This is a genomic window from Halapricum desulfuricans (assembly GCF_017094465.1).
Classification (GTDB): Archaea; Halobacteriota; Halobacteria; order Halobacteriales; family Haloarculaceae; genus Halapricum.
The window spans coordinates 1,108,190-1,133,132 of record NZ_CP064791.1 but is presented as its reverse complement, the minus strand read 5'-3'; the positions used below and the strand labels follow the sequence as shown (position 1 = coordinate 1,133,132).

The window sequence follows — 24,943 nt, the reverse complement described above, 5'->3', positions numbered from 1 at the left end:
TTGTCGATCGGGCCAGTCACGAGGGAAACACCCGTCTAAAGTTCACCCGGGCGGCCGTCAATGCTCTCAGTTGACTGATTTCGACAGCTCCGCCCCCGCCTTGAACTTCACGTCGTTCGATGCCTTGCCAGCCCCGACGAGGTGCAGTACCGGTGCATCGAGCGCCGTTGTGACGGCCGATGGGCGGACATCGGCGTCGTCGTCGTCACAGTCGCGAGTGTCGTGCCGTGCGAGTGATTCGTGGGACTGGACTCCCCAGCAGTACAGGTCGCCGTCGTCCCTGCACACTGAGTGGGCACCCGCGGGCAAGTACTCGGCGTCCGGGTCGTACTGGCTCTGTAGCGTGATGTTCGAGTATTTCGTCCGCCCGGGTTTTTTCCGAACGACTCTGTCGTCGCTTACTATCTTCTCGAGGTCGATACCGCCGTCCTCGATGTCCGAACGCGTGACCCCCGCGACGACGTTCGGACCGTCGGCGGTCAACAGCGTCGCGCTGTTCTCGTAGAGCGCGCCGTCGTCGATCTGCCAGCCGCCGACAAACAGCAGCTGGTCCTCGTGGCGGATCCGACGCACGAAGAATAGCGCGGGCATCGCGAGCGGACTGTCCGCCGGCGTCGCCGCCACAGGGATGACGAACGTCTCGGACACGGCGGCCTCCCCGGAGGTGGTCTCCTCGCCCCAGGAATTATTATAGTCGAAGCAACAATCGCTCTCCCCAGGCAATCGGCCCGAGACCCGCGCCATCGGCTCGGCGACCGCCGCCGGCGATGCCCCGGTGACGACGACGCCGCCCGAGGTTCCGAAGGCGGCGACGCCGCGACGGATATCCTTCTTGTCGATGTCGTCGGGCCGGCCGAGGTCGAAGCCGTCGTCGAGTTCGAGCGTCGACGTGAGGAGGTCCCGGCAGGATAGATCCCGGTGGACCGCGACGGTCCGGTCGCTCTCGCCACAGCTATCGGCGTCCCGTTCGCCGAAGAAGTATGCGAGGACGCGCTCGGGCGTGAGTTCCTCGGCCAGTGCCGGACCGCCGCCCCGCACGCTGGCGTCCGGGAGACTGACGACGAAGTGCTCGCCGATCGTCGGCTCCCCGTCGAGGTAGTTGTAGAGGGGCTCCGTGCCGTCGAGGAGTCCGTCGCCGTCGCTGTCGAGATCGCCGCGGATTCGCTCGATGTCGCCCTGGACGATCCGGCGAGCCTGTTGCATGGACCGTCGCGCGCTGTCCCACTCGCCTGCGCCCACGGCGTCGCTTGCGTCTTGGGCGAGGTCCTTCCGTCCGTCCGCGTGTTCGTAAACGGTCTTGCAGGTCTCGGAGGGGCAGTCTTCGAGCGCGCCCCGCACCGTCGTCGTCGCCTTGCTGAACGCCTCGAGCGCGGCCGTCGCGTCGTCGCCCGACCGGCCGTCGATGGCTTCGATGGCGGCGTCCGCGTAGACCAACAGCGCCCGTTCGGTATCCAGCACCCCCGCGAGCGTCCCGATACCGTCGTCGTCGGAGTCCTCGTCGCGGGGGTCAGGGACCCAGATCGAACTCGGCTTGTTCGAGCGCGAGGAGTTGTAATCCTGGGCCTTCGTGGTCGTGGTCGTGCTCCAGCCGTCGACGTCGATGCGTCGGTCCTCGGCCCGCAGGCTCGGTGGGACGAACCGGACGTCGACCGGTCCGCTCCTGTACGCCGTCACGCCGTCGATCTCGCCACCGGCGTAGAAGCCGGCTGGCGACGCCATCTTGGTCCCAACCGCTTCCTCACTGGCTCGGTCGAGGAGCCCATCGAGCGCAGTACAGCCAGCGAGACTCCCGAGACTGACAGCGCCACCCGCTGCGAGGACCGCCCGACGCGTCGCCAGTGGGATACTGTCGGTGCGATCTAGCGTTTTGGTATTTGTGTGACGTGCTTTATCCATCACTAATATTATATGTAGTGCGAGTATATAAGTTGTGGCTATAGCACACATTGATCAGATTCGATAAGACCGCCCTTCTCGCCGGGTGCGTTACGCAGAGTGTGACGTTGCGTCGCCCGTGATGGTGACCGGTCGATCAGCGTCAACGATCACGGATTGGCTGACGCTACCGAAGAGAATCGCGCCGACCGGTGATCTCTTTCGGCCGCCCAGAACGATTTGATCGGCGTCGAGCTCGTCGGCTGCAGCAAGGATTTCCGTCGCCGGATCGCCCACACGGGAGGATTGCTCAACGGCGATGCCTGCGTCCTGTAATCGGGTCGCTGCTACCCGTCCACCGTCGAGTTCGTCGGGAGCAGTCGTCTCCATCTGGTCTGCGTCGTCAAACACGTACAGCAGTGTTACGGTGACGCTCTCTGTTGCATTCGGGAGCCCAATGACTGCCTCGGCCTGTGCCTCCCCGCGTGACTCACTCCCATCAATCGGCATCAGCGCCCGGTACATCTGTCAGAAAATGACACGGGAAGGATAATATAGCTATGGAATATGACCGGGAAGGTGAGCAATCAGTTCACTCGTACTACCCGACAGGAGAGAGGTCAAGAACGTCTCTATGACACGCTACTACAAATTAAACCGGTCGCCGATCTCGACGACGTTGACCTGGTTGGGGTACTCGAAGCTCTGGGCGTGGTGATGCAGAACGGCTGGATCGGCATTCAATCCCTTCCGAGACCACTTTTTCCGCTCGTTCCCGCCGGTCACTCGCGCAAAAACGTGGGGAAAAAGACCGCCCCGCCCCAGCCCTACAGGTCGAATCGATCGCCGATCTCGATGACGTTGACCTGCTCGGGATACTCGAAACTCCGAGCATGGTGATGCAGAACGGCTGGATCGGCATTCAATCCTTTCCACATATCCCAGTGAGTCGGCACGAGCGTCTCAAGTTGGAGCTCGGTCGCGGCCTCAATAATCTCGTTTTCGTCGTTGTACCACTTGGTGTATTTGGGTTCGCGAGTCTGTTTGTCCTGAATCATCCCGGCGCTGCCGAACGCCAGTGCCCCCACATCGATGTCGTAGGTCTCGCCGACGGACTCGAAGGCCCCGGGACGGGCGTCGCCGCCGTGGACGAACGTTCCGGCGTCGTGTTCGAAAACGTAGGCGACAGGGTGGGTCGCGTCCGGGTCGTTCGCGGGCTCGACGTTGACCGTCAGCGATCCGAGTTCGAAGGTATCGCCGTCCTCGACCTCGACGTACTGATCGGTATCGAGATCCCACCGATCGTCCCAGCCCGCCTCGCGTGCGACCGCGAGGCTGTCGTCCGGTGCGTAGAAGGATGCGTCCGAATCGGCGAGGAGTGGCGCGGTCGACTCGCCGTGGACGTGGTCACTGTGTTCGTGAGTGGCCAGTACCGCGTCGACGGGACCGACGTCCTCGGGATCGAACGGTACCGGAATCATCCGGACTGTTCGGGGCGGATCACCAGTGCCGAGATAGGGATCGACGAACAGCGTCGTCCCGTCGTCGGCCTTGAGAGCGAAGCCGTTGCAGCCGAGATACCAGATCGCGACGCCGTCGGGATCAGCGTCCTCAATCGCACGCGGGAGCCAGTCTCCCCAGTCGCTGTGTACCATACCAGTCGATCCGCCGCGGGCACGGCTAAGCGTTTCGGACCGGCTGAGCGGCGGCCGTGTAGACGGACCGACCTAGACAGAATAGCTACGTATGGAGCCTGAACCGGTCAATTACGTGACCAGCAGAGTTATTCCTTGTCAACTCATACCACATTGTATAATGACAACAGACCCACAAACACTTCTCAAGGCGGTGAAAGAAGGGGAGATGACTGATGCTGGGGGGATGACGACAACGCAAGATGTTGCGGATGTCGTCTCGGACTCCTACGAGACGGTGGCCGAGAAGTTACGTGATCTGGAACGGGACGGAGCTATCGAAAGCAAAACATTCGGAAACGAGCGCGTCTGGGTCGTCCCCGCGGACACTGATGTCGCTGATACAGAGCCAGCCGGGACGCCCATTCCGACTGATACACGAGCTCCACTCGAGCGATGACGAGATATAGTTAGTATTCTCTCAATATAATCGGCTGACTGAGCGAACGTATCTCGAAAGATCTCGTCTATTCTCATCGATATGCAATCTTCCCAGCGTTGAAGGGTGCTATTTCCGATATTTAAATGATGTCAGAACTAACATTCCACGGGCTTGATATTGGGCGGGTCCAGCCAAACGACGATCTCGTCGGCCGTATCGTCGAAACGACGGCTGAAGAGTATCCCCTGGCAGACGGTGACATCGTCGTCGTTACCGCGAAGGTCGTATCGTTCGCCGAGAATCGACTTGTCGAAGCTGATGAGGTCGAAGTTACTGACCGCGACCACCGAGTGGCCGATGTCACCGGCATTGATCCACGGGAAGTGGCCGTCATCTACGATGAAAGCGAGGTCATCGGTGCGGTCCCGATCGCAGAGATCGGCGAAGACGTGCTGTTGGAACACGCTGTCGACCCTGAAGCGGCGCAGGAAGCACTTGCTGACGTTCCAGCGATGCTCGTGACCGAGCGTAACGGTCGACTCTGTACGAACGCGGGTGTCGATTGGTCAAACAGTCCGGACGGGATGATGACGCTGCTGCCGGACGATCCCGACGAGAGTGCCCGTCGCCTCCGCGAAGGGATCGAAGCACAGACAGACGCAGACGTGGCCGTCGTCCTGGCTGACTCGGAAATTGCCGGCCCGGGTTCGATGGATCTGGCGATCGGCTGTGCAGGGATCGAAGCGATCGATAGCAACTTTGGACAGACAGATCTATATGGTGCGCCGAAGGTCGGCGGCGTTGACCTCATCGCAGACGAACTTACTGCCGGGTCAGCATTGCTGTTCGGACAGGCGGACGAACAGATCCCCGTCACGGTCGTCCGCGGACTGGAGTATGAGGATGGAGAGGGTGTGCCGAATTCAGGCGGGGTCGTCCGCCGCGGACTTCGCAAGAGCATACAGTTGACGGCTCGCCTGAAGGCCCGTGAATGGTTCTGATAGCAACTCCAGAGTTCACCAAAGAACCGACTGAGACCGTATGCAAGACAGTCAGGACGCCAGCGCGCGGTTTCAGCCGCGCGCCTGGGGAGGAACGGGGCGCGGCCGCAGTAGCGGGGCGGCCACAGGACGGTTTGTCGCGGCCACGGCGGCCGCGACTGCGAAAAGCGTCGGCGTAACCCAGGCGGATGCCGCGCCGATCGGCGCGGCACCGCAAGGCGGCCCTGGCGGACATGAAAAGGGCGAGCGGCGGTCGCCAGACCGCCGCGAGGGCTTTCAACCGAAGTTCTCGACCTTTGCCGTTTCGGGATCGCCGCCGGCCACTTCGAGGGCGTCCATCGCACCGTCCAGGAAGTCCGCGAAGCCGTAGACGAACACCTGCGCGTCGTCATCGACCGCGTCAAGTGCGGCCACGACAGACTCGCTCAGATCGGCATCCTCCCCGACGATACGGACGAAACCACCCGATTCGGACAGATCGTCGAGGCGGTCGCGATGGATGGGATCGCGGTCCTGATAGATGATAGCAGCACCGTTGCCGTGGTCGAGGGCACGTTCGCCGATGCCGACCGCCGGTCCGACGCCGGGACCGCCGGCGAGTACGACCGCGTCCGTGTTTCCTTGGTAATAGGCGTCGCCGAACGGGCCGGCGACGGAGACAGCGTCCCCGGGCTCCAGATCGGCGAGCAGCGGAGCCACCTCGCCCTCGGGATCGATTCCGACCGTGATCTCGAACGTGTCCGCGACATCGGGCGAAGAGATCGTATAGAAGCGAGACTGCTCGCCGTCGTCGGTATCGAGCGTCAATTTGACGAACTGTCCGGGATACGCCGAGAACCCGGCTGGCGTGTCGAACGTGATTGCGATCGCGTCCGGGCCGACCGATTCGAGTGCCGCGATAGTGAGATCCGTCGTGTCCATGCCCGATAGTCCGAGCGGGCGGTGGATGGTCCTTTCGGAAGGTGCAATTCGAGGTAACAAAACGTCCGGGCCGGCGGCATCGGGGTGGGGTTCCAGAAGGCTTTTCGTCGGTCGCTTTGAAACCTTCCTCATCATGCATGAGGATCTCAACTGGGCCATCGGTGGCGAGGCCGGCGACGGGATCGACTCGACGGGCAAGATTTTCGCTCGCGCGCTGTCACGTGCCGGCCGCCACGTCTACACCTCGAAGGATTTCGCCTCACGCATCCGCGGGGGGTACACGGCCTACAAGGTCCGCACAGCGATCGATCCGGTCGAGAGCGTCGTCGACCGGCTCGACGTGTTGATCGCGCTGACAGAGCGGACCATCGACGAGAACCTCGATGAACTCCACGAGGGGAGTGTCATCATCTACGACGGCGAGCAGACGACGATGCAGGACGTCGAGGTGCCCGAGGGGATGATCGGGCTGGAAGTGCCCCTACAGGGGCTCGGCGAGGAGGCTGGCGGCGCGATCATGCGCAACGTCGTCGCGCTCGGGGCAGCCTGCGAAGTGGCGGCGTTCCCGATCGAGAACCTCGACGAAGCGCTCGAAAAGCGCTTCGGCGACAAGGGTAGGGCAATCGTCCAGAACAACAAGGAAGCGGCCCGGCTCGGGCAGGAGTACGTCCGAGAGAACTACGAGTACGACTTCGAATACGATCTCGAAACGACCGACAACGACTACGTCCTGCTGAACGGTGACGAGGCGATCGGCATGGGCGCGATCGCCGCCGGGTGTCGGTTCTACGCCGGCTATCCGATCACGCCGGCGACCGACATCATGGAGTATCTCACGGGCCGGATCGAGGAGTTCGGCGGGGCGGTCGTCCAGGCCGAGGACGAACTCGCGGCGATCAACCTGGCGCTGGGGGCCGCCCGGGCCGGCGCGCGGGCGATGACGGGCACTTCGGGCCCGGGAATCGACCTGATGAGCGAGACGTTCGGACTCGTGGCAACGACGGAGACGCCGCTGGTGATAGCCAACGTGATGCGCTCGGGCCCCTCGACGGGGATGCCGACCAAACAGGGACAGGAGGACCTGAACATGATGCTCTACGGCGGGCACGGCGAGATTCCGCGATTCGTTATCGCGCCGACGACGATTGCGGAGTGTTTCCACAAGACGATCGAGGCGTTCAACCTCGCCGAGAAGTACCAGGTGCCGGTCTATCTGACGGCAGACCTCTCGATGGCCGTGACCGAGCGTACCTACGAACCCGAGGAGTTCGACATGGACGCCGTCGAGATCGAGCGCGGGAAGGTCGTCGACGAGGAAGACGTCGAGGCGTGGCTCGACGAGAAGGGACGGTTCCGCGCGCACGCAGCGACCGAAGACGGCATCAGCCCGCGTGCGTTCCCGGGGACGGCCGACGGCGCGCACATGACGACCGGGCTCGAACACGACGAACTCGGCCGCCGGACCGAGGACGAGGACGTGCGGGTCGAACAGGTCGACAAACGCGAACGGAAAGTCGAGACTGCGCGCGAACGGGAGACCTTCGAGCCCAGGGAGTTCGGCGATCCGGACGCCGATACGCTCGTGCTCACGTGGGGCTCTAACGAGGGGGCGATCCGCGAAGCGATGACGCAACTGGACGGGGTGTCAGTCCGGTTGCTGTCAGTGCCGTACATCCATCCGCGGCCGGACCTCACCGAGGCGGTCGAGGCCGCCGAAGACGTGCTCGTCGTCGAGGCGAACGCGACCGGGCAGTTCGCGGACCTGATCGAACAGGACACGCTGGAACGCGTCCAGCGCATCAACAAGTACACGGGCGTCCGGTTCAAGGCCGACGAACTGGCCGAAGCGATCCGTGACGCCGTCGCGAAGACGGAGGTACCACAATGAGTTCCGACGTTCGATTCACGGACTTCAAATCCGATAAGCAACCGACCTGGTGTCCCGGCTGTGGCGATTTCGGGACGATGAACGGCATGATGAAAGCCCTCGCCGAAACCGGCAACCACCCCGACGAGACGTTCCTCGTCGCGGGGATCGGCTGCTCCGGCAAGATCGGGACCTACATGCACAGCTACGCGCTGCACGGGGTCCACGGTCGCGCGTTGCCGGTCGGGACCGGCGTGAAGCTGGCCAATCCTGACCTGGAGGTGATGGTCGCCGGCGGCGACGGCGACGGCTACTCGATCGGCGTCGGGCATTTCATCCACGCCGTCCGCCGGAACGTCGATATGACCTACGTCGTCATGGATAACCGGATCTACGGATTGACGAAGGGACAGGCTTCGCCGACTTCCCAGGAGGGATTCGAGACCGCGACCTCCCCGGATGGGACGAGCGTTCCGCCGGTCAACCCGAAGGCGCTGGCGCTGTCGGCCGGCGGGACTTTCATCGCGCAGTCCTTTTCATCGGACTCCCAGCGACACACCGAACTCGTCAAACAGGCCATCGAACACGACGGCTTTGGCTTCGTCAACGTCTACAGCCCCTGCGTGACGTTCAACGACGTCGACACCTACGACTACTTCCGGGACTCGATCGTCGATCTGGAGGATACCGACCACGATCCGGGCAGTTTCGACCAGGCCAAAGACCGGGTTCTCGACAGCGACAAAGAGTACATCGGCATCCTCTACCAGGACGAAGACAGCACGCCCTACGTGGAACGGGAGGGAATCGGATCCAACAAAGCCGAGATTCCGGACGGCGCGCCTGACGGGGCGACGGATCTCGTCAGGGAGTTCTATTGATACTGGTGGCGACACGTTCGTAAAGATATCTGGCACGACGGCGGTCCTAACTGTTGCGACAGTGCTTTACTCCCGCCGCCGCACGGTTCGAGCGACGCGATGCGTGACGCACACCCACTCGAGGCGGCGGTCGGAATCGACTATTACGTCAGCGACGCCGAGGGGATCGGTGGGCAACTCCGTGCTTCGCCCGATCACTTTCGGGTCGAGGAGATCGAGACCGTCGAACCGGAGCCCATCGAGGCTGATGCCGGCGGATATCCGCATATTCTGCTGCGGGCGACACTGCGAGAGTGGGATACCAACGACTTCGCGAGTGCCCTGTCGGATCGACTGGGGATCAGCCGCGAACGCGTCGACTGGGCCGGGACGAAGGACAAGTACGCGATCACGACCCAGCTGTTCACGGTCCGGAACGCCGATCCCGAGGCCGTCGCGAGCGTCGACCTCGCGGGTGCCGACATCGACGTGCTCGGACGGACCGGCCGGGGACTGACCTTTGGCGACCTCGCGGGCAATCGCTTCGAGATCACGGTCTCCGAGCCCGAACAGGTCGAGACGATCGAGGCGATCACCGGCGATCTCCGGGCCTTCGGCGGGAGCGACGACCGCGTCGGCGTGCCCAACGTCTTCGGCCAGCAGCGGTTCGGGAGCCGACGGGCGATCACACACGAGGTCGGACTGGCGATTGTCCGCCGGGACTGGGAGGGTGCGGTCCGGACGTACGTCGGGAACCCGAGCGAGCGCGAACGCGAGTCGACGCGCGACGCGCGGGCGACCGTCGAGGAATGCTGGGACGACCGGGAGTGGGGACGAGCAACGGAAGCACTGCCAGGGTATCTCGGATACGAGCGCGCGATGGTACAGCGCCTCGCCGAGATCGACGGCGACGAACCAGCCGACTTCCGGGCGGCGCTGACCGCGCTCCCGACGAACCTGCAGCGGCTGTTCGTCAACGCCGCCCAGTCGTACGTGTTCAACCGGATCTGCTCGGAGCGACTTCGACGTGGACTCCCCTTCGACGAACCGGTCGCGGGCGACGTGATCTGTTTCGGCGACCGGGACGCGCCGCCGGATCTCGAATTACCCGATGCCGACCGAACCCAGGTTGTCAACAAGTCGCGTCTCGACACGGCTCGGCGACACGTCGACCGCGGGCGAGCGTTCGTGACCGCACCGCTGGTCGGGACCGATACCGAGTTTGGCGAAGGTGAACCGGCTGAGATCGCCCAGGAGGTGCTCGCTGATCTCGATATCGAACCCGCCGACTTCGATCTGCCCGGCGAGTTCGAATCCTCCGGAACGCGTCGGGCGATCCTGGTCCGGACGAATCTGACGGTCTCAGGCGACCCTCCGACGTTTGAGTTTTCGCTTCCGAAAGGGTCCTACGCTACTGTCCTGCTGCGAGAATACATGAAAGCTGATCCTGACGCACTCGCGTAATTCAGTGGCGTGATTTGGGTTTGGGCGAGATATTGGCGGAGTCCGTCTGAAACTCGTCTGGCGTGGCTTTGGCGAGCCCGTCGGCGCGCTTCAACCCCACAAGAGTCCGTCTGAAACTAGCTGAGTGGAACTTCTAAGGGGTGTATACGCACACGCCATGCACACATTTACATTTCTGACACACATACTTTGCACATATGGCTGCAGATTCCAAGCGCAAGCGCGTCCACTTTCTCTCGCCCGAGGAGCTCGTCAAGCAGGCAGACGCGCTGGCAGACATCGAAGGGAAGGATCGGACAGACGTTATCATCGAGGCCCTGCAGGAGTATCTGCAGGAACATCGCCAGAACGAGCAGTTTCGCGAGCACGTCGCCGAGGCCTATTACGACAATCGGATCGAATACGACCTTGTCGAGACGCTAGTCGGGACCGAACGAGCACGGACGCTTCAGCTACTGAAACGCGATCTGGAGAGCGACCCCCTGGACGTCCCGGAACCAGACAAAGACACCGATGTCTACGACGGCGAGACGGCGACCGTCGATCCAGAGGACTGATCAATGGAGACAGTCGTCGCCGACACGTGTGCACTGGCGAGTCTGGCGATTCCACGGTCCGTGTCGAGTTACGACACGGCTTCCGAACCCGATCCGCTGCAGTACCTCCTGACAGGGAGCGATGTTTTCGTCCCGACGCAAGTCGAGACCGAGCTACAAGAGATGGCTGGGTACGACGACGTTCACGCTGCGGCCGCGACGAACGTCCGCGCGGCAGACGAGCACTATCGGGTCGTCGATCCGTTAGATCGGGAAGACGCCGACGACGCGCTGCCGGCCTACGGGCTCGACGAGGGCGAGACAGCCGCGATCGTGCTCGCGAACGCCCTCGGCGTAGACGCCCTCCTCACCGACGAGTTCACCAACCTCGCTCGGGTCCACGCGCTGATCGAGGGCGCGACACTCGTGCCGACGCCGCGGTTGCTCCGCGACTACGCCCGAGTCGGACACATGCGCGAGGAACAGGCCCGCCGGCTCGTCGAGACGATCGCTCCGCACCGAAGTTGGGGCGCGAACAGCTACGTCCAGGCAGTACTGGCGACGCTGTGACCGACACCGACTCGGGAACCGATATACGGGGGGAACGTATACACTCCGACAATGACCACGGACACAGGCTGGTTCGAGGGCGTCGATCCCGAGGTTCTCGACGCTCGCGACGCGATCGAAGACGGGACTGCCGAATCCCCGGCAGCGTGGCCCGACAGAGCGATCGCGTCGGGCTTCGCCAGTGACGCGGACGACTACTACGACAAACTGCGTGAGGCGACCATCGAGACTGCTCGCGAGGCCGTCGCCCAGCGCGAGCGCGCCGACGACCAGCAACTCGTGCACGCCGTTCGGGCCATGGACGACTGTGAACGCACCGCGAACGAGCTGGCCGAGCGGGTCGCCGAGTGGGGCGGGAGCCGGGTCGGCAAGTCCGGCGGCGGTGTCGCCTTCGCCCGCGAGATTACCGAGCACGAACCAGATAGCGACCTCGACGAACAACTGCGTGCGCTCGCCGAACAGGTGGTCGACCTCGACGAGCGGGCCACCGAACTCCGAGCGTCGATCGAGCGGTTCACGCCGGAGGTCGCGCCGAACCTTTCCTCGATGGCTGGACCGGTGCTCGCGGCGCGGCTGATCGCGCTCTCGGGCGGGCTCAAGCAGTTGGCCCGTTCGACCAGCGGCACGGTCCAGGTCCTGGGTGCCGAGGACGCGCTCTTTGCCCACCTACGGGGGGACGCTCCCTCGCCGAAACACGGGGTCATCTACACCCACGAGTACGTCCGCGGGACCGACCCCGAACATCGCGGCTCGGCGGCGCGGGCGCTGGCGGGCAAACTGACGCTCGCTGCCCGCGTCGACCACTACAGCGGCGAGCGCCGGCCCGAACTTGAGGCCGAACTCGACGACCGCATCGCGACGATTCGGGCGCGAGGTGAGAACGAATGAGCCTCCCAGAGGGCGTTCAGCGCCGCTCGTTCGACGGCCGGGAGTCGCTCGCGACACGCGGGCCGCAGGTCTCCGAGGAGCCGACCGTCGACGGGTGGCGACGCTGGGATCCTGACCGCTCGAAGGTCGGCGCGATGTTCGAAGACGGCCTGGAGCACGGCCTCGAGGGCGGCGAGCGCGTGCTGTATCTCGGTGCCGCAAGCGGGACGACCGTCAGTCACATCGCTGACTTCGCTGGCCCGACCTACGCCGTCGAGTTCGCCCCGCGACCGACCCGCGATCTGATCGAGGTCGCCGCCGACCGCGACCGGCTGTTTCCGCTGTTGAAAGACGCTCGCAAGCCCGAGACCTACGCCCACGTCGTCGAGCCGGTCGAGGTGCTCGTCCAAGACGTTGCCACGCGCGGCCAGGCAGAGGTTGCGCTCGCGAACCGACAGTTCCTCGAACCCGACGGTCGCCTGCTCATGGCGATCAAGGCCCGCAGCGAAGACGTCACGGCCGATCCAGAGAGCGTCTTCGAGGGGGTCTGTGAGACACTCTCCTCGGGCTACGAGATCCTCGACCGCGGGCGTCTGGAACCGTACCACGACGATCACCTGGGCGTCGTTGCGACCCCGCGGCAATAACCCGACAGTAACGGGAAGGTTTTAGCCGGCCGAAACCAAACGCGTGGTAGCGATGGATACGGGCACGGAGTCGCCGTTCACCCGCCTGGGAACGCTGGGCATCGAGGAGGAGTTCTACGTCGTCGACGACGCGGGCCGGCCGACCGCCGGATCGGACGAACTGGTCTACGAATCCGATCCGCCCGCCGTGCTCGAAGACCGCATCGACCACGAACTCTTCAAGACAGTCATCGAGACCCGGACACGACTGATCGAGGAGCCGGAAAACGCACGCGAGGCCGTCCTCGAGATCCGGAACGCGCTGCTCGAACACGCGCGCAACCACGGGTTCGGCATCGCGGCCGCGGGGTTGCATCCGCTGGCGAAATGGCGGGAACTCGAACATGCCGAGAAGCCGCGCTACCGGGAGCAACTCGACCGGATCCAGTACCCGCAGCACCGCAACACGACCGCCGGCGTCCACGTCCACGTCGGCGTCGACGACGGTGACAAGGCCATGTGGATCTCGAACGAACTCCGGTGGTACCTGCCGATCATGCTGGCGCTGTCGGCCAACTCCCCCTACTGGAACGGATACGACACGGGACTCGCCTCGGCGCGAGCGAAGATCTTCGAGGGGCTGCCCAACACGGGCGTGCCGACGGCCTTCGACTCGATCGAAGAGTACCGGGCGTTCGAACGACGGATGCTGGAGACGGATTCGATCAACGATCGTGGGGAACTGTGGTTCGACGTGCGTCCCCACACCGAATACGGTACCGTCGAGGTCCGTGCGCCGGACGGACAGGCCGACCCCGATCGGACGATGGCGTTCGTCGAGTACGCTCACGCGCTCGTGCTCGACCTGGCTGCCCGATACGACGACGGCGAATCCGGGACCGACATGCGGCGCGAACTACTTGATGAGAACAAATGGCGAGCGACCCGTCACGGCCACGACGCGTCGTTTCTTGCCCGTGACGGCGACGGGACGGTCGATCTCGGCGAGGTCGTCCACCGAGAAGCGGATCGGCTGGGCGTCGATGGCATCCGCGAGCTGTACGAAGGCGAGAGCGGCGCGGATCGCCAGCGCCGTATCCGGGACCAAGAAGGTGTCGACGCGCTCTGTGACTCGCTCCGTCTCGAACTCCAGTGACGTGCAACCCCGCCAGGGACGACCGGAGCCACCGTGTAGTGCAAAACCTGAAGTCACGCTGATCCGTATGGACGATAATCAATGTACGAGTACGACGTGATCGTGGTCGGTGCCGGCGGCGCCGGCCTTCGGGCGGCTATCGCGGCCCACGAGGAAGGCGCGGACGTGGCGCTCGTCACGAAGCTCCATCCCGTCCGCAGCCACACCGGCGCGGCGGAAGGCGGTATCAACGCCGCGCTTCGAGAGGGCGACGACTGGGAACTGCACGCCTACGACACGATGAAGGGGTCGGACTATCTGGGCGACGCGCCGGCGATCGACACCTTCGCCAAGAGCGCGCCCGACGAGGTGATCCAGCTGGAACACTGGGGGATGCCCTTCTCTAGAGAGGACGACGGTCGGGTCTCCCAGCGCCCCTTCGGCGGGCTGTCCTTCCCGCGGACGACCTATGCCGGTGCCGAGACCGGCCATCACCTGCTGCACACGATGTACGAGCAGGTCGTCAAACGGGGGATCGACGTCTACGACGAGTGGTACGTGATGAATCTCGCCGTGACCGATCACGACGACCCGGAGGATCGGGAGTGTCACGGCGCCGTCGCCTACGAGATCAAATCCGGCGAGATCGCCGGCTTCCACGCGCGGAACGGCGTCGTCCTGGCAACGGGCGGCCTGGGCCAGGTGTTCGACCACACGACGAACGCCGTCGCGAACACCGGTGACGGCGCGGCGATGGCCTACCGCGCCGGCGTCCCCCTCGAGGACATGGAGATGATCCAGTTCCACCCGACGACCCTGCCGTCGACGGGCGTGCTCATCTCCGAAGGGGTTCGCGGCGAGGGCGGGATCCTCTACAACGACGACGGCGAGCGGTTCATGTTCGAACGCGGGTACGCCAACAATGAGGGGGAACTGGCCTCCCGGGACGTGGTCTCGCGCTCCGAGCTGACCGAAGTCCAGGAGGGACGGGGCATCGAAGACGAGTACGTCCACCTGGATATGCGTCATCTCGGCGAGGAGCGCATCGTCGATCGCCTGGAGAACATCCTCCACCTCGCGGAGGACTTCGAAGGGGTCGACGGGCTCGAAGAGCCGATGCCGGTCAAGCCGGGCCAACACTACGCGATGGGCGGCATCGAGACCGACGAAAACGGCCAGACCTGCATCGACGGCCTGTACGCCGCCGGCGAGAACGCCTGCGTCTCTCTGCACGGTGCGAACCGGCTGGGCGGCAACGCGCTGCCGGAACTGCTCGTGTTCGGCGCGCGCGCCGGCAAGCACGCTGCCGGAGGCGACATGGCCAAAGCGAAAATCGAGACCGGTCCGTCGGCCAGAAGCGAGGACGCCGCCGTCGACGCGTCTGTCGAACTCGGCGCCGTCGACGGCTCGGAAGGCGACGTCGCGGCCGATGGCGCGATGACTGCACCCGAGGCGGTGCTGGACACCGCCGTCGAGCGTGAACGCGAACGCGTCGAACAACTGCTCGAGGAAGACGGGACAAACCACGCGGAAGTCCGGGCGGACGTCCAGGAGACGATGACCGAGTACGTCAACGTCTTCCGGCAGGAGGACGGCCTGCAACAGGCACTCGAGGAACTCCAGCGCGCCAGAGAAGCCTACCGGGACGTCGCCGTCGCCGACCCTTCACGGACGTACAACACCGATCTCATCCACACGATCGAAACCCGCAACATCCTCGATCTGGCCGAGGCGATCACCGTCGGCGCGCTCGCCCGCGAGGAGTTCCGCGGCGCACACTGGCGGAAAGCCCATCAGGAGCGAAAGGACGACGAGTGGATCAAACACACCATGCTCGCCTGGAACGAGGGGTCGCCCGAACTCTATTACAAGCCCGTCATCCTCGAGGGCGACGAGGAAACCTACGAACCCAAAGAGCGCTCGTACTGAGGGGGTTCCGCTCGACGCCCGTAGTTGGTGGTCAGCCACCGATTCTGGCCAGCGACTGTGATCAGCCGACCAGCCAGTGACGACCGATCCAGCGACCGGTCTCTCGCAGTAGTCCGATGACGACGATCACCAGCGGCAGCGCCGCGACGGTGACGACCGCATTGGCGGCCGTCGGGAAGCCGAGCCTGAGCAGCTGCAACCCCACCAGGTTCGCCAGGACGAACGCGATGATCAGTAGCGACCGCGCCTCGTAGATCGCCTGGAGTCGGTCGTGCTCGAAGACGTCTCCCGGCGTCCCGTGCATGCCTAGAGATAGGGGCGCATCAGTATCAAAGGTGACGGCGAGCGTCAGCCAGGCGTCTGCCGCGACGACAGCTACTCGCCCACGACTTCGAGTACAGCGACAGTCGCCACGGAAACGGTCGTCTCCCCGCCGGCGCGTGCGACATCGATCGCGTCGCCGGTCACGAGATCCGTTGCTGCGAGTGACTCCCGGACGGACACCGAGGCGGCTCCGTTCCCGAAGTGCAACAGGACGACCACGCGTCGTCCCTGATACTCGCGAGCGAACGCGACGGCGCGGTCCGTCTCGCTCTCGAAGGCCACGTCTTCGAGGTCGCCGCGGCGCAAGACCCCGTGTTCGTTTCGTGTCTGTATCAGACGGCGGTGGAACCGGGTCAGTTCGTCGTCGCCGTCCCACTCCATGGGCTTTCGGAAGTGGGTCATCCCCGTCTCCTGGCCGTAGTAGACCATCGGCATCCCTGGTAGCGTGAGCGTAGCCGCCGCGGCGGCACGCTGGGCGTCACGACCGTGTTCGGCCAGGTAGCGGTCCTCGTCGTGGTTCTCGATGTATCGGAGCTGCATCGACCGCGGCGGGAACCCCTCGCGCTGCTCGGCCCGAACCGCCTCAAGCAGCGACTCGGCCGGCCGGTCGCCCCGACCGATCTCCAGCAGGCGACCGTACAGGGTCGTGTCGTAGTGCAGGTCGAAGGCGTTCTCGTGGGCCAGCGGATCACGGGGGATGGTCTCGTCGAGCAACAGGAACTCGCTGTCTTCGGCCGTCACGCGGTCCCGCACTTCCTGCCAGAAGCCGTGGGGGACGCCCCAGGCGACGTCACACCGGAACCCGTCGACGACCGGCGCCCACTCATCGACGACCGACAGGATATGCTCGCGGACGGCCAGCGAGTCGTAGTTCAGGTTCGGAATCGAATTCCAGGCGAAGTAGTTTTCGGCGTTACCGTCGTCGTCGAAGCGATACCACTGCTCGTAGTCCTCGACGCCCGCCGAGGCCAGCTGGAAGTTCCGGTGGTGTTTCGACGTGTGGTTGACGACGAGATCGAAGACGACCCGGACCCCGTGGTCGTGGCAGGTCTCGACGAACGATTCGAACTCCTCGCGCGTGCCGAGATCGGGCGCCGTCCGGAAGTAATCGAGCGTGTGATAGCCGTGGGGACCGCCGCGCTCGTAGCCGTCGTCGTCCCGTTGTGGCGCGTAGGACTCGAGAATCGGCGTCAGCCACAGCGTGTCGATCCCGAGCCACTCGAGGTAGGGCACGCGCCGTTCGAGCGCCTGAAAACTGGCGTCGGCCTGGCCCGTGAACGATCGCGTGAAGATCTCGTACATCGTCGCGTCGTCCGTCCAGGCGGGCGGTTCGTTCGGATAGGAGACGTCCCCGTCCGTCGAGACCGTTACCGTGTCGGCGATCGAGTGGCGCGCTCCGACCGCGACAGCGTGAACGCGGATCGAGTCCTCGATGGCCGCCAGCTCACAGCGTGCGGTCGTCCCGTCGATCGCCAGCGATCCCTCCAGGGTGTCCCGGTCGTCGAGGAAGAACTCCACGTCGAGGTCCCCGGATCGCTCGTCGGTCGTCGGGCCAGCGCGTGGCACGGCTTCGAAGACGACCGTCCCGCTTTCGACAGTCGCGTCGAGTTCGATCCGCGGGCGTTCCGGTCCCTCGATGTCGACGGTGTCCCTGGCAGCCGAGTGGTAGTCCTCATCGGGGACGAACGCTGCCGAGCGTCGCCCCGGCGGCAGTTCCGTCTCGAAGACGTACTGGCCGTCTTCGTATCGAGCGCGGTCGCGACCGAGGATGTGCTCGTTGAACGGAGCCGAAATCCAGACGTCTTCGGCCTCGGGGAGTTCCCCAGCCTCGACAGCGAAGCGGACCGGCCGACTGACGTCCGGATAGGCTCGAACGGTCAACTCGTGTGGCCCGTCCGGGGCCGTCATCCGGAGTCGGTACTGACCCGGCGCGTCGGGCGTGATGTGTTCGACCGCGTCCGAGCCGAGCGACGCGTCGCTGTCGTCCGGTGCGTCGACGATCGACCACTCGATCGCGGGTTCGATCTCCGCTGCCGGGTTTCGCGGGGCGAGTTCGACGGCTGTTCCGACCGTCGTGAACCGCGGTGGCCCTGGATGGTGCATTGCTACCCCAGCGTCTATGCTGGATGGGCAAAAACCTCTCCTGAAGGCTATTTCTGTTCGGTTACCGTCGTGTACCGCTGTCCCCGCGTGCTCGGTTACCTGACGGTAGCCGCGGCGACGAGCGAGCGGTACAAGGCCCTCAATGCCGTCTGTCATCGCGGGTCGACTGCCCGCTCGTCGCGGTCGGTGAATAGTCGTACACCGAATATCCGTGGAACTAACTATCCGGACGGCGAAACTGGCCTATCGATGACCGACAGGGCTGTCGATCGGGACACTGACGTCAACGTCGCGCAGGCCGCGTCCGCGTTCGGGTCGCTCGCCGACGAGAACCGAATCGGGATCCTGCTGGCGCTGTGGCAGTCCGGGCCGCTGTCGTTCGCCGAACTCCAGTCGGCCGCCGGATTCTCCGACAGCGGCCACTTCAACTACCACCTCGACGAACTCCTCGATCGGTTCGTCGAGAAGACTGACGGCCAGTATCGCCTGCGCACGCCCGGCACGTCAGCGCTCGACGTCGTCTTCGACGAGCGGTTCGGTGAGTCCCCGCCGGACGTCGACATCGACGTCGAGGCGGACTGTCCGTCCTGTGATACGCAACTGCACGCCTCGTATTCGGACGGACGGGTCGTCATCGGGTGCCCGGACTGCCCGGTGCTGGTGAACATCGGCTACTTCCCGCCACGGGGTCGCCTCGAACGGGATCCGGCCGAGTTCTTCGCCGCCTACAGCAAGCAGACCTGGCGCGATTTCACGCTCGCCCGCGAGGGAATCTGCCCGCACTGCGGCGGACGCACCGAAACGACCGTCGAGGTCGACCCGGACTGGCACCTTCGGTATCCGGCCGTGAGCGTCTGTCAGAGCTGTCAGGTGACCATCGGCACGACGATCGGCGTCCGGCTGCTCGCGGATCCGGCGGTCGTCGCGTTCCTGCACGATCACGGCGAGCACGCCGACGACCGCCCATTCTGGGAGTTCAACTGCTGTATCGACGACAGCGACGCCGTCCTGCAAAGCGAGGAGCCACTGCGCGTGACCGTTCCGATCACGCTCGACGAAGAGACGCTACGGGTGACCGTCGACGAGCGGACGAACGTCCTCGAGACCGAGCGAGTCACGCGTCGGTGATCTGTCGCTGCCCCTCCGCTAGAGGTGCCGATCGAGAAAGTCCGCGAGCCGTTCGGTCGTCTCTTCGTACCAGCCCATATCGTCGTACAGGAACGTGTGTCCGCCACCATCGGCCCGGAATCGATCGGCCGGGATGCCGGCAGAGAGCAGTTCCTCGTAGAAGGCGTCAGTCTCGTCGATCGGTACGGTCTCGTCGTCGACGGCGTGGCCCAGAAACGTCGGTGGCGCGCCACCGTCGACCCACGTGATCGGGGACGACCGCGCCGCGGCGTCCGGCCGGTCGCCGACCAGCGGCGCGTACTTCTCCGCACGAACGTCGTAGACGCCGCTGAACGCGATCAGCGCTGCGATCGGCGGGGCACTGTCGTCGCCGGTAAACTCGGGGGCAGCGAGCGCGGCCAGCGCGGCTAGGTGTGCACCGGCGGAGTGGCCAGCGACAGCGATTCTGTCGGGATCGACGCCCAGTGACTCGGCGTGTTCGTGACACCAGTCGATCCCCGCCCGCACGTCGGCGACCATCTCCGCCATCGTCGCGTCCGGCGCGAGCCGGTAGTTCGGATTGATCCCGACGTAGCCGCGGTCGGCGAACTCGACTGCATAGCGACTGAACTGCCCCTTGCTGCCGGCCCGCCAGGCACCGCCGTGAACGTAGACGATGGCTGGGTTCGAGTCGGTCTCGGCCGGTCGATAGGTGTCCAGCCGGAGCGTCCTGTCTTCGAATTCGCGAAACAGCACGTCCCGTTCGACGATGACGCGTGAGGCCATATCTGATCCGTTGAGTTCGTCCGAGAAGACGCTTTGGCTGACCGGAATCGAATATTTATGACAAACAAGGACGTCACTACGGGATATGTCGACGTGGACGGAGCCGTTCGGGTTCACGAAAGAGGAGGGTGTGCTCGACTTCGACGCAGACACGGAAGTCGTCGTCTTAGTGTCGACCCTCGCGTTAGACCTCGTCACACTTCCGCTTGCGCTGCTCCGAGTTATCGGAGTCAGCGAGGGAGACTCAGAGTAGCTGTCACGACCCGTTTCTCACGGGGAGGGCGATTGAGAGAATCGGGTGGACAGCAGCGCTACATACAGTGCTGCTGCTGCACCGGTGAGGCCGGCGAGCAGGAGCAGCGCGCCGTCGAACTGACCCGCGTCCGCAAGCACCCCGACCATCGTGGATGCGAGCGAGCTCACAACGAACAGACTCGTCCGGATCGCGCCCCAGGTCGTCCCCTCGACATCCGCCGGGAGCAGGTCGATAATGAACGCGTTCGAGACCGGCGCGAACCCCATCCGGACGCCGTTTAACAGCATACTCGCCGCGACGAACAGTCGGTTCTCGAAGACGACCAGACCGACCAGCGGCAGGACGCTCATACCGGCAACCACGGCGAGGACACGAACCGGACGCGCTCGCTGGGCGAGAACCCCGGACAACCACTGTGAGAACGCGCCGACGACGAACAGACCACCGAAAAGCACACCCGCGCTGGACTGAGTAAACCCTTTCTCGGTCACGAGGTAGGTGGTCGCCAGCGCGGTGAACCCCTGGTAGCCGAAGTACATGACGATCGCTGCGAGGACTGCGAGCCCCGTCCGACGACAGCAGACCGCCCGAGCAGCGGCTCTGATGGCGGTCGGGACCGATGGCTGTTGGGCTTCAGTTTCGGATCCCGCCTCCGCGTGACTGGCTCCGTCGTCTCGCTCGTCGAGCCCGCGGGTGCTCCGGTAGACGAACAGCGCGGCGAGCAGGAATCCGGGGGCCGCCAGACCGAGCGTCCCACGCCATCCCAGCCCGTCGACGAGTACGGCGGCGAGCGCCGGGAGGACAGCGGCGCCAAGACTGCCGGCGGCCAGCGTCCGTCCGAGCGCCTGATCGGCCCGTCCGGAGAACACTCGCGTCAGTAGGGTCCCTCGAGGCGGACTGTAAAAACCGGTCGCAGCCCCGAACACCCCCATCGCGATCACGAACAGCGTGAACGTCGGCGTGAGCGAGAACGCGAGCACGCTGACGGCGCTCGCGAGCAGGCTCGCGACGAGCACGCGCCCCTCGCCGATCCGATCGGCGGTAATCCCGGCCGGAAACTGGACGATTCCGTAGGTCGCCCACAGGGCCGTGACTGCGAGCCCGGCCTGGGTCTCCGTCGCAGCGGGGAACGACGCCGCGATTGTCGGCAGGATGCCCTGCAAGACGAAGCGCAATCCGAGTGCGAAAAACCAGCCGACTGCGACGCTCACCAGGAGCATGCCGCGACTCCCCGATGCCAGCCCGAATCGACCGCGTCCCCAGTTCGAGTTCACCTATATTTCCACCCCTCTCAGTGAGCCAATTGAGTCTTCCGACTGCCGCCCGACACGTTCGTCTGGCATACGGACTGGTGTACGCCCCTTCCGTATCGACCGCCCGATATGGGGCGGTCGGGGTGGTGAGTCGTTACGATAATCCGTATCACACGGGGCGACCGGCACAAGCAGTATCAACTCTTTTATCGCCGTATCGGCTTTGTCCGCACATGACCGACCAGGAGGGCATGTCCGAGGAGGAGACGGCCGAGGAGAGCGACGTGACACAGTCGGCGACTGACACCGGAGAACCAGCCGAGGATGCCCCCGACGAGGAGACGGCCGCGGACGAGTCCGCACAGCCTGACGACGGTGAGCTCGACGTCGCCGAGGAATTGCTCGATCACGTCGAATCGAGCGACTCCGCCGAGATCGCCGACGAGATCGCGACGCTGCGGTTCGAGGTCGAGGCGCTCGAGGCGGAACTCGACGACTACGAGGAGGAGGTCGAGTCACTGCAATCGCGCCTCAAACGCAAGCAGGCGGACTTCGAGAACTACAAAAAGCGGATGCAAAAGCGTCGGGAGCAGGAGAAAGCGCGCGCGACAGAGGATCTGGTCACGCGTTTGCTCGACGTCCGGGACAACCTGCAGCGCGCACTCGAACAGGACGAGGACACCGACATCCGGGACGGGATCGAGACGACGCTCGGCCAGTTCGACCGCGTCCTCGAGGACGAGAACGTCGAACCGATCGAACCCGATCCCGGCGACGAGGTCGATCCCGAGCGCCACGAAGTGTTAGTCCGGATGGACAGCGACCAACCCGAGGGGACGATCGCTGAGGTCCATCGGCCGGGCTACGAGATGGCCGACAAGGTCATCCGCACCGCTCAGGTCGCCGTCAGCGACGAGTGATCGCTGACCGCCGTCGGTGGGGCTTAAGGTGACTCCCCGACTACAGGCAGGTATGCCACGCTTTCGGATCGGCAGCGCGTTCGGGATCCCGATTCAGCTGGATCTCACTTTCTTGATCGTGCTGCCGCTTTTCGCCTGGATCATCGGCGTGCAAATCGGTCAGACGGTCACCGTGCTGAACGACGTGTGGGGAGCCGGGTTGCCGGTCGGCCCGCTCGAAGCCGGCGCAATCAGGTGGGTGCTCGGGTTAGCGGCCGCGACGGGGCTGTTCGTCGGTGTCGTGTTACACGAACTGGGCCACTCGCTGGTCGCGATCCGGTATGGCTATCCGATCTCGTCGATCACGCTGTGGCTGTTCGGGGGGATCGCCCAGCTCGACGAGATGCCCGAAGACTGGCGACACGAACTGGTGATCGCGCTGGCTGGCCCTGTCGTGAGCGTCGCCCTCGGCGTCCTCTCGTACGTCGGGTTTCTCCTGACTCCCAGTGGCAGTGGTGTCGTGTTCGCGTCCGGGAAGTTCCTGCTGGGGTATTTGGCACTGTTGAACGTCGCGCTGGCCGTGTTCAATATGTTGCCGGGCTTTCCGATGGACGGTGGCCGCGTCCTGCGAGCGCTGCTGGCCCGCAATCGCGGCTACGCCCGGGCCACCAAGATTGCCGCGGAGGTCGGTAAGGCGTTTGCGCTCCTGTTGGGGCTGTTCGGTCTGTTCGGTCCCGGCAGCCTCTTTTTGGTCGCAATCGCCTTCTTCATCTACATCGGCGCCTCAGGTGAGGCCCAGCAGACGATGATGAAAGCCGCGTTTGAAGGCTTTGAGGTCCGAGACATTATGACCCCGGCCGATCGCGTGCAGACCGTCGCTGCCGACGCCAGCGTCGCCGAGTTGATCGAGCAGATGTTCCGGGAACGCCACACGGGCTTTCCCGTCGTGCGTAACGGTGAGATCGTCGGGCTAGTCACGCTCGAAGACGCGCGTGCGGTCCGCGAGGTCGAACGTGATGCCTACCGAGTTGGGGAGGTGATGACGACCGACCTGGAGACGGTCGAGCCGACCGCGAGCGCGATGGATGCGATGGAACGCCTCCAGCGCAACAGCATCGGGCGACTGCTGGTCTACGACGAGGGGGAGTTCGTCGGCCTGCTCACCCGGTCAGACCTGCTGACGGCACTGAATATCATCAAAGAAGGGGGCAACGTCCGTCGCCAACCCTCGCCAGGGTCGGCCGACGAGTCGCTCTCGATGGACGGGAGCCGGTGATCGGCTGCCGTCCGGTGGCAACGCTGTTCGACGAGTGCATATATCGGATTTTTAAAATATCACAGCCGGCAGTACAGCGACAGAGTCGCGCTCGCCCGGGAAGATTGACAACAACAGCGCGTGTCCGATCAGGCGGAAAGGCCCCGCACGCCATCGGACTCCAGCAGTTCCTTGTAGCGGTTGCGGATCGTGACCTCGGAGATGTCCGCGACCTCGCTGACCTCGCTTTGCGTGACGCGCTCGTTGCTCAGCAGGGCCGCGGCGTAGATCGCAGCGGCGGCGAGCCCGACGGGACTCTTGCCGCTGAGCTGTCCCGCTTCGCGAGCCGCCTCGAGCAGCCGCCGGGCGGTCCGTTCGACCTCGTCGGAGAGATCGAGATCCGAGACGAATCGGGGGACGTAACTCTCGGGCTCGGCCGGCTTGATCTCCAGGTCCAGTTCCCGAACGATGTATCGGTACGTCCGAGTCAATTCCATCTTGTCCACGCGGGAGACGGTCGTCATCTCGTCGAGGCTACGGGGGACGCTCGCCTGCCGGGCGGCGGCGTACAGCGCGGCCGTCGCGACGCCCTCGATCGACCGGCCGGGCAACAGGTCCTCCTGTAGCGCGCGCCGGTAGATGACGCTTGCAGTCTCGCGGACGTTCTCGGGCAGGCCAAGCGCGGAGGCCATCCGATCGATCTCGCCCAGCGCCTGTTTGAGGTTGCGCTCTTTGCTGTCGCGCGTGCGGAACCGCTCGTTCCAGGTGCGGAGTCGCTGCATCTTCTCGCGCTGGCTCGACGACAGGGAGTTGCCGTAGGCGTCCTTGTTCTGCCAGCCGATGTTGGTCGACAGTCCTCTGTCGTGCATCATTGTCGTCGTCGGCGCTCCGACACGGGACTTCTGATCCTTCTCGCCGGCATCGAACGCGCGCCACTCCGGTCCGTGGTCGATCTCGTCTTCCTCGACGACGAGTCCGCAGTCGTCACAGACCGTCTCGCCGCGCTCCTCGTCGGTTACGAGCGGGCCGCCACACTCCGGACAGACCTCCTGTTCGGCTGCCGGTGCCTCCGCTCGTTCGGCCGTTCGCTCGTGTTCGCCAGTTGTTGCTCGTGTTGTTGTCTCACTCATGATGATCGAAAGGGCGAAACTGCGTGGTTCGGGGACCGTCGCCCTCTTGACCCATAGTTAGTGAGAAAAGTATATAAATCTTTTGTCTGTCTTTATATACCCA

24 protein-coding genes are annotated in these 24,943 nt (G+C 64.5%); 15 read left to right on the top strand and 9 right to left on the bottom strand.

Going from position 1 to position 24,943, the window contains the following annotated elements:
* Positions 1–66: 66 nt before the first annotated feature.
* The 3 genes from HSEST_RS05840 to HSEST_RS05830 all read right to left on the bottom strand — a co-directional run bounded on the left by HSEST_RS05840 (position 67) and on the right by HSEST_RS05830 (position 3,530).
* Positions 67–1,896, bottom strand: a complete 1,830-nt coding sequence (locus HSEST_RS05840) for a hypothetical protein (protein WP_229122753.1) — start codon at positions 1,894–1,896, stop codon at positions 67–69.
* A gap of 90 nt (positions 1,897–1,986) precedes the next feature.
* Entirely contained in the window at positions 1,987–2,400 is a 414-nt protein-coding gene (locus tag HSEST_RS05835) for a universal stress protein (RefSeq protein ID WP_229122752.1), read from the bottom strand.
* A 302-nt stretch (positions 2,401–2,702) separates the two neighbouring features.
* Positions 2,703–3,530, bottom strand: coding sequence for an MBL fold metallo-hydrolase (locus tag HSEST_RS05830; protein WP_229122751.1), 828 nt, complete (start codon positions 3,528–3,530; stop codon positions 2,703–2,705).
* 160 nt (positions 3,531–3,690) lie between these two features.
* Between HSEST_RS05830 and HSEST_RS05825 the strand changes: the two genes are divergently transcribed.
* Together HSEST_RS05825 and HSEST_RS05820 are read left to right on the top strand one after the other, a co-directional pair.
* Positions 3,691–3,969, top strand: coding sequence for a helix-turn-helix domain-containing protein (locus HSEST_RS05825; protein ID WP_229122750.1), 279 nt, complete (start codon positions 3,691–3,693; stop codon positions 3,967–3,969).
* A gap of 128 nt (positions 3,970–4,097) precedes the next feature.
* On the top strand, positions 4,098–4,952 hold the full coding sequence (locus HSEST_RS05820) for a coenzyme F420-0:L-glutamate ligase (protein WP_229122749.1): 855 nt from the start codon (positions 4,098–4,100) through the stop codon (positions 4,950–4,952).
* A gap of 276 nt (positions 4,953–5,228) precedes the next feature.
* Here the strand turns inward: HSEST_RS05820 and HSEST_RS05815 are convergent, their stop codons facing one another.
* The gene (locus HSEST_RS05815) at positions 5,229–5,873 is read right to left on the bottom strand and encodes an FAD-dependent oxidoreductase (protein WP_229122748.1); all 645 of its coding nucleotides are present in this window, start codon (positions 5,871–5,873) and stop codon (positions 5,229–5,231) included.
* 133 nt (positions 5,874–6,006) lie between these two features.
* Between HSEST_RS05815 and HSEST_RS05810 the strand changes: the two genes are divergently transcribed.
* The 9 genes from HSEST_RS05810 to HSEST_RS05770 all read left to right on the top strand — a co-directional run bounded on the left by HSEST_RS05810 (position 6,007) and on the right by HSEST_RS05770 (position 15,727).
* On the top strand, positions 6,007–7,761 hold the full coding sequence (locus HSEST_RS05810) for a 2-oxoacid:acceptor oxidoreductase subunit alpha (protein ID WP_229122747.1): 1,755 nt from the start codon (positions 6,007–6,009) through the stop codon (positions 7,759–7,761).
* Positions 7,758–8,621 carry a 2-oxoacid:ferredoxin oxidoreductase subunit beta gene (locus tag HSEST_RS05805; RefSeq protein WP_229122746.1) on the top strand — a complete coding sequence of 288 codons (864 nt, stop codon included), beginning with the start codon at positions 7,758–7,760 and terminating at the stop codon, positions 8,619–8,621. The genes HSEST_RS05810 and HSEST_RS05805 overlap by 4 nt, the downstream gene beginning before the upstream one ends.
* Before the next feature lie 99 nt (positions 8,622–8,720).
* A complete protein-coding gene (truD, locus tag HSEST_RS05800; protein ID WP_229122745.1) occupies positions 8,721–10,064 on the top strand; it encodes a tRNA pseudouridine(13) synthase TruD in 1,344 nt (447 codons plus the stop codon).
* A 197-nt stretch (positions 10,065–10,261) separates the two neighbouring features.
* Positions 10,262–10,621, top strand: coding sequence for a hypothetical protein (locus tag HSEST_RS05795; RefSeq protein ID WP_229122744.1), 360 nt, complete (start codon positions 10,262–10,264; stop codon positions 10,619–10,621).
* A gap of 3 nt (positions 10,622–10,624) precedes the next feature.
* Positions 10,625–11,170 carry a hypothetical protein gene (locus tag HSEST_RS05790; RefSeq protein ID WP_229122743.1) on the top strand — a complete coding sequence of 182 codons (546 nt, stop codon included), beginning with the start codon at positions 10,625–10,627 and terminating at the stop codon, positions 11,168–11,170.
* A gap of 51 nt (positions 11,171–11,221) precedes the next feature.
* Positions 11,222–12,058, top strand: a complete 837-nt coding sequence (locus HSEST_RS05785; RefSeq protein ID WP_229122742.1) for an NOP5/NOP56 family protein — start codon at positions 11,222–11,224, stop codon at positions 12,056–12,058.
* A complete protein-coding gene (locus HSEST_RS05780) occupies positions 12,055–12,684 on the top strand; it encodes a fibrillarin-like rRNA/tRNA 2'-O-methyltransferase (RefSeq protein ID WP_229122741.1) in 630 nt (209 codons plus the stop codon). Before HSEST_RS05785 ends, HSEST_RS05780 begins: the two co-directional genes overlap by 4 nt.
* Positions 12,685–12,736: 52 nt before the next feature.
* Positions 12,737–13,819, top strand: a complete 1,083-nt coding sequence (locus HSEST_RS05775; RefSeq protein WP_229122740.1) for a glutamate--cysteine ligase — start codon at positions 12,737–12,739, stop codon at positions 13,817–13,819.
* An 81-nt stretch (positions 13,820–13,900) separates the two neighbouring features.
* Positions 13,901–15,727 carry an FAD-binding protein gene (locus tag HSEST_RS05770; RefSeq protein WP_229122739.1) on the top strand — a complete coding sequence of 609 codons (1,827 nt, stop codon included), beginning with the start codon at positions 13,901–13,903 and terminating at the stop codon, positions 15,725–15,727.
* Between the two features lie 61 nt (positions 15,728–15,788).
* Here the strand turns inward: HSEST_RS05770 and HSEST_RS05765 are convergent, their stop codons facing one another.
* On the bottom strand, positions 15,789–16,031 hold the full coding sequence (locus tag HSEST_RS05765) for a hypothetical protein (protein ID WP_229122738.1): 243 nt from the start codon (positions 16,029–16,031) through the stop codon (positions 15,789–15,791).
* Between the two features lie 71 nt (positions 16,032–16,102).
* Positions 16,103–18,154: an alpha-amylase family glycosyl hydrolase gene (locus HSEST_RS05760; protein WP_229122737.1), complete on the bottom strand. Its 2,052-nt coding sequence runs from the start codon at positions 18,152–18,154 to the stop codon at positions 16,103–16,105.
* 249 nt (positions 18,155–18,403) lie between these two features.
* On the opposite strand from HSEST_RS05760, the gene HSEST_RS05755 reads away from it, so the two are divergent.
* Positions 18,404–19,282: an ArsR/SmtB family transcription factor gene (locus HSEST_RS05755; RefSeq protein ID WP_229122736.1), complete on the top strand. Its 879-nt coding sequence runs from the start codon at positions 18,404–18,406 to the stop codon at positions 19,280–19,282.
* A gap of 18 nt (positions 19,283–19,300) precedes the next feature.
* Here the strand turns inward: HSEST_RS05755 and HSEST_RS05750 are convergent, their stop codons facing one another.
* Complete coding sequence (locus HSEST_RS05750) at positions 19,301–20,164, bottom strand: alpha/beta hydrolase (protein ID WP_324254843.1); 864 nt, start codon at positions 20,162–20,164, stop codon at positions 19,301–19,303.
* On the opposite strand from HSEST_RS05750, the gene HSEST_RS05745 reads away from it, so the two are divergent.
* Complete coding sequence (locus tag HSEST_RS05745) at positions 20,133–20,300, top strand: hypothetical protein (RefSeq protein WP_229122734.1); 168 nt, start codon at positions 20,133–20,135, stop codon at positions 20,298–20,300. The two genes, HSEST_RS05750 and HSEST_RS05745, sit on opposite strands and share 32 nt — an antisense overlap.
* Before the next feature lie 17 nt (positions 20,301–20,317).
* Here the strand turns inward: HSEST_RS05745 and HSEST_RS05740 are convergent, their stop codons facing one another.
* Positions 20,318–21,577 (bottom strand): MFS transporter, encoded by a 1,260-nt coding sequence (locus HSEST_RS05740; protein ID WP_229122733.1) that lies wholly within the window; start codon positions 21,575–21,577, stop codon positions 20,318–20,320.
* A 212-nt stretch (positions 21,578–21,789) separates the two neighbouring features.
* Here HSEST_RS05740 and grpE point away from each other — a divergent pair, with 212 nt between their 5' ends.
* Together grpE and HSEST_RS05730 are read left to right on the top strand one after the other, a co-directional pair.
* Positions 21,790–22,476: a nucleotide exchange factor GrpE gene (gene grpE, locus HSEST_RS05735; RefSeq protein ID WP_229122732.1), complete on the top strand. Its 687-nt coding sequence runs from the start codon at positions 21,790–21,792 to the stop codon at positions 22,474–22,476.
* Between the two features lie 52 nt (positions 22,477–22,528).
* Positions 22,529–23,731: a CBS domain-containing protein gene (locus tag HSEST_RS05730; protein WP_229122731.1), complete on the top strand. Its 1,203-nt coding sequence runs from the start codon at positions 22,529–22,531 to the stop codon at positions 23,729–23,731.
* A gap of 128 nt (positions 23,732–23,859) precedes the next feature.
* Here the strand turns inward: HSEST_RS05730 and HSEST_RS05725 are convergent, their stop codons facing one another.
* Positions 23,860–24,840 carry a transcription initiation factor IIB gene (locus HSEST_RS05725; RefSeq protein WP_229122730.1) on the bottom strand — a complete coding sequence of 327 codons (981 nt, stop codon included), beginning with the start codon at positions 24,838–24,840 and terminating at the stop codon, positions 23,860–23,862.
* Positions 24,841–24,943: the final 103 nt, after the last annotated feature.

Coding starts and splice junctions, on each gene's coding strand:
- HSEST_RS05840 (WP_229122753.1), bottom strand. CDS start 1,896: ATGGATAAAGCACGTCACACAAATACCAAAACGCTAGATCGCACCGAC.
- HSEST_RS05835 (WP_229122752.1), bottom strand. CDS start 2,400: ATGTACCGGGCGCTGATGCCGATTGATGGGAGTGAGTCACGCGGGGAG.
- HSEST_RS05830 (WP_229122751.1), bottom strand. CDS start 3,530: ATGGTACACAGCGACTGGGGAGACTGGCTCCCGCGTGCGATTGAGGAC.
- HSEST_RS05825 (WP_229122750.1), top strand. CDS start 3,691: ATGACAACAGACCCACAAACACTTCTCAAGGCGGTGAAAGAAGGGGAG.
- HSEST_RS05820 (WP_229122749.1), top strand. CDS start 4,098: ATGTCAGAACTAACATTCCACGGGCTTGATATTGGGCGGGTCCAGCCA.
- HSEST_RS05815 (WP_229122748.1), bottom strand. CDS start 5,873: ATGGACACGACGGATCTCACTATCGCGGCACTCGAATCGGTCGGCCCG.
- HSEST_RS05810 (WP_229122747.1), top strand. CDS start 6,007: ATGCATGAGGATCTCAACTGGGCCATCGGTGGCGAGGCCGGCGACGGG.
- HSEST_RS05805 (WP_229122746.1), top strand. CDS start 7,758: ATGAGTTCCGACGTTCGATTCACGGACTTCAAATCCGATAAGCAACCG.
- truD (WP_229122745.1), top strand. CDS start 8,721: ATGCGTGACGCACACCCACTCGAGGCGGCGGTCGGAATCGACTATTAC.
- HSEST_RS05795 (WP_229122744.1), top strand. CDS start 10,262: ATGGCTGCAGATTCCAAGCGCAAGCGCGTCCACTTTCTCTCGCCCGAG.
- HSEST_RS05790 (WP_229122743.1), top strand. CDS start 10,625: ATGGAGACAGTCGTCGCCGACACGTGTGCACTGGCGAGTCTGGCGATT.
- HSEST_RS05785 (WP_229122742.1), top strand. CDS start 11,222: ATGACCACGGACACAGGCTGGTTCGAGGGCGTCGATCCCGAGGTTCTC.
- HSEST_RS05780 (WP_229122741.1), top strand. CDS start 12,055: ATGAGCCTCCCAGAGGGCGTTCAGCGCCGCTCGTTCGACGGCCGGGAG.
- HSEST_RS05775 (WP_229122740.1), top strand. CDS start 12,737: ATGGATACGGGCACGGAGTCGCCGTTCACCCGCCTGGGAACGCTGGGC.
- HSEST_RS05770 (WP_229122739.1), top strand. CDS start 13,901: ATGTACGAGTACGACGTGATCGTGGTCGGTGCCGGCGGCGCCGGCCTT.
- HSEST_RS05765 (WP_229122738.1), bottom strand. CDS start 16,031: ATGCACGGGACGCCGGGAGACGTCTTCGAGCACGACCGACTCCAGGCG.
- HSEST_RS05760 (WP_229122737.1), bottom strand. CDS start 18,154: ATGCACCATCCAGGGCCACCGCGGTTCACGACGGTCGGAACAGCCGTC.
- HSEST_RS05755 (WP_229122736.1), top strand. CDS start 18,404: ATGACCGACAGGGCTGTCGATCGGGACACTGACGTCAACGTCGCGCAG.
- HSEST_RS05745 (WP_229122734.1), top strand. CDS start 20,133: ATGTCGACGTGGACGGAGCCGTTCGGGTTCACGAAAGAGGAGGGTGTG.
- grpE (WP_229122732.1), top strand. CDS start 21,790: ATGACCGACCAGGAGGGCATGTCCGAGGAGGAGACGGCCGAGGAGAGC.
- HSEST_RS05730 (WP_229122731.1), top strand. CDS start 22,529: ATGCCACGCTTTCGGATCGGCAGCGCGTTCGGGATCCCGATTCAGCTG.
- HSEST_RS05725 (WP_229122730.1), bottom strand. CDS start 24,840: ATGAGTGAGACAACAACACGAGCAACAACTGGCGAACACGAGCGAACG.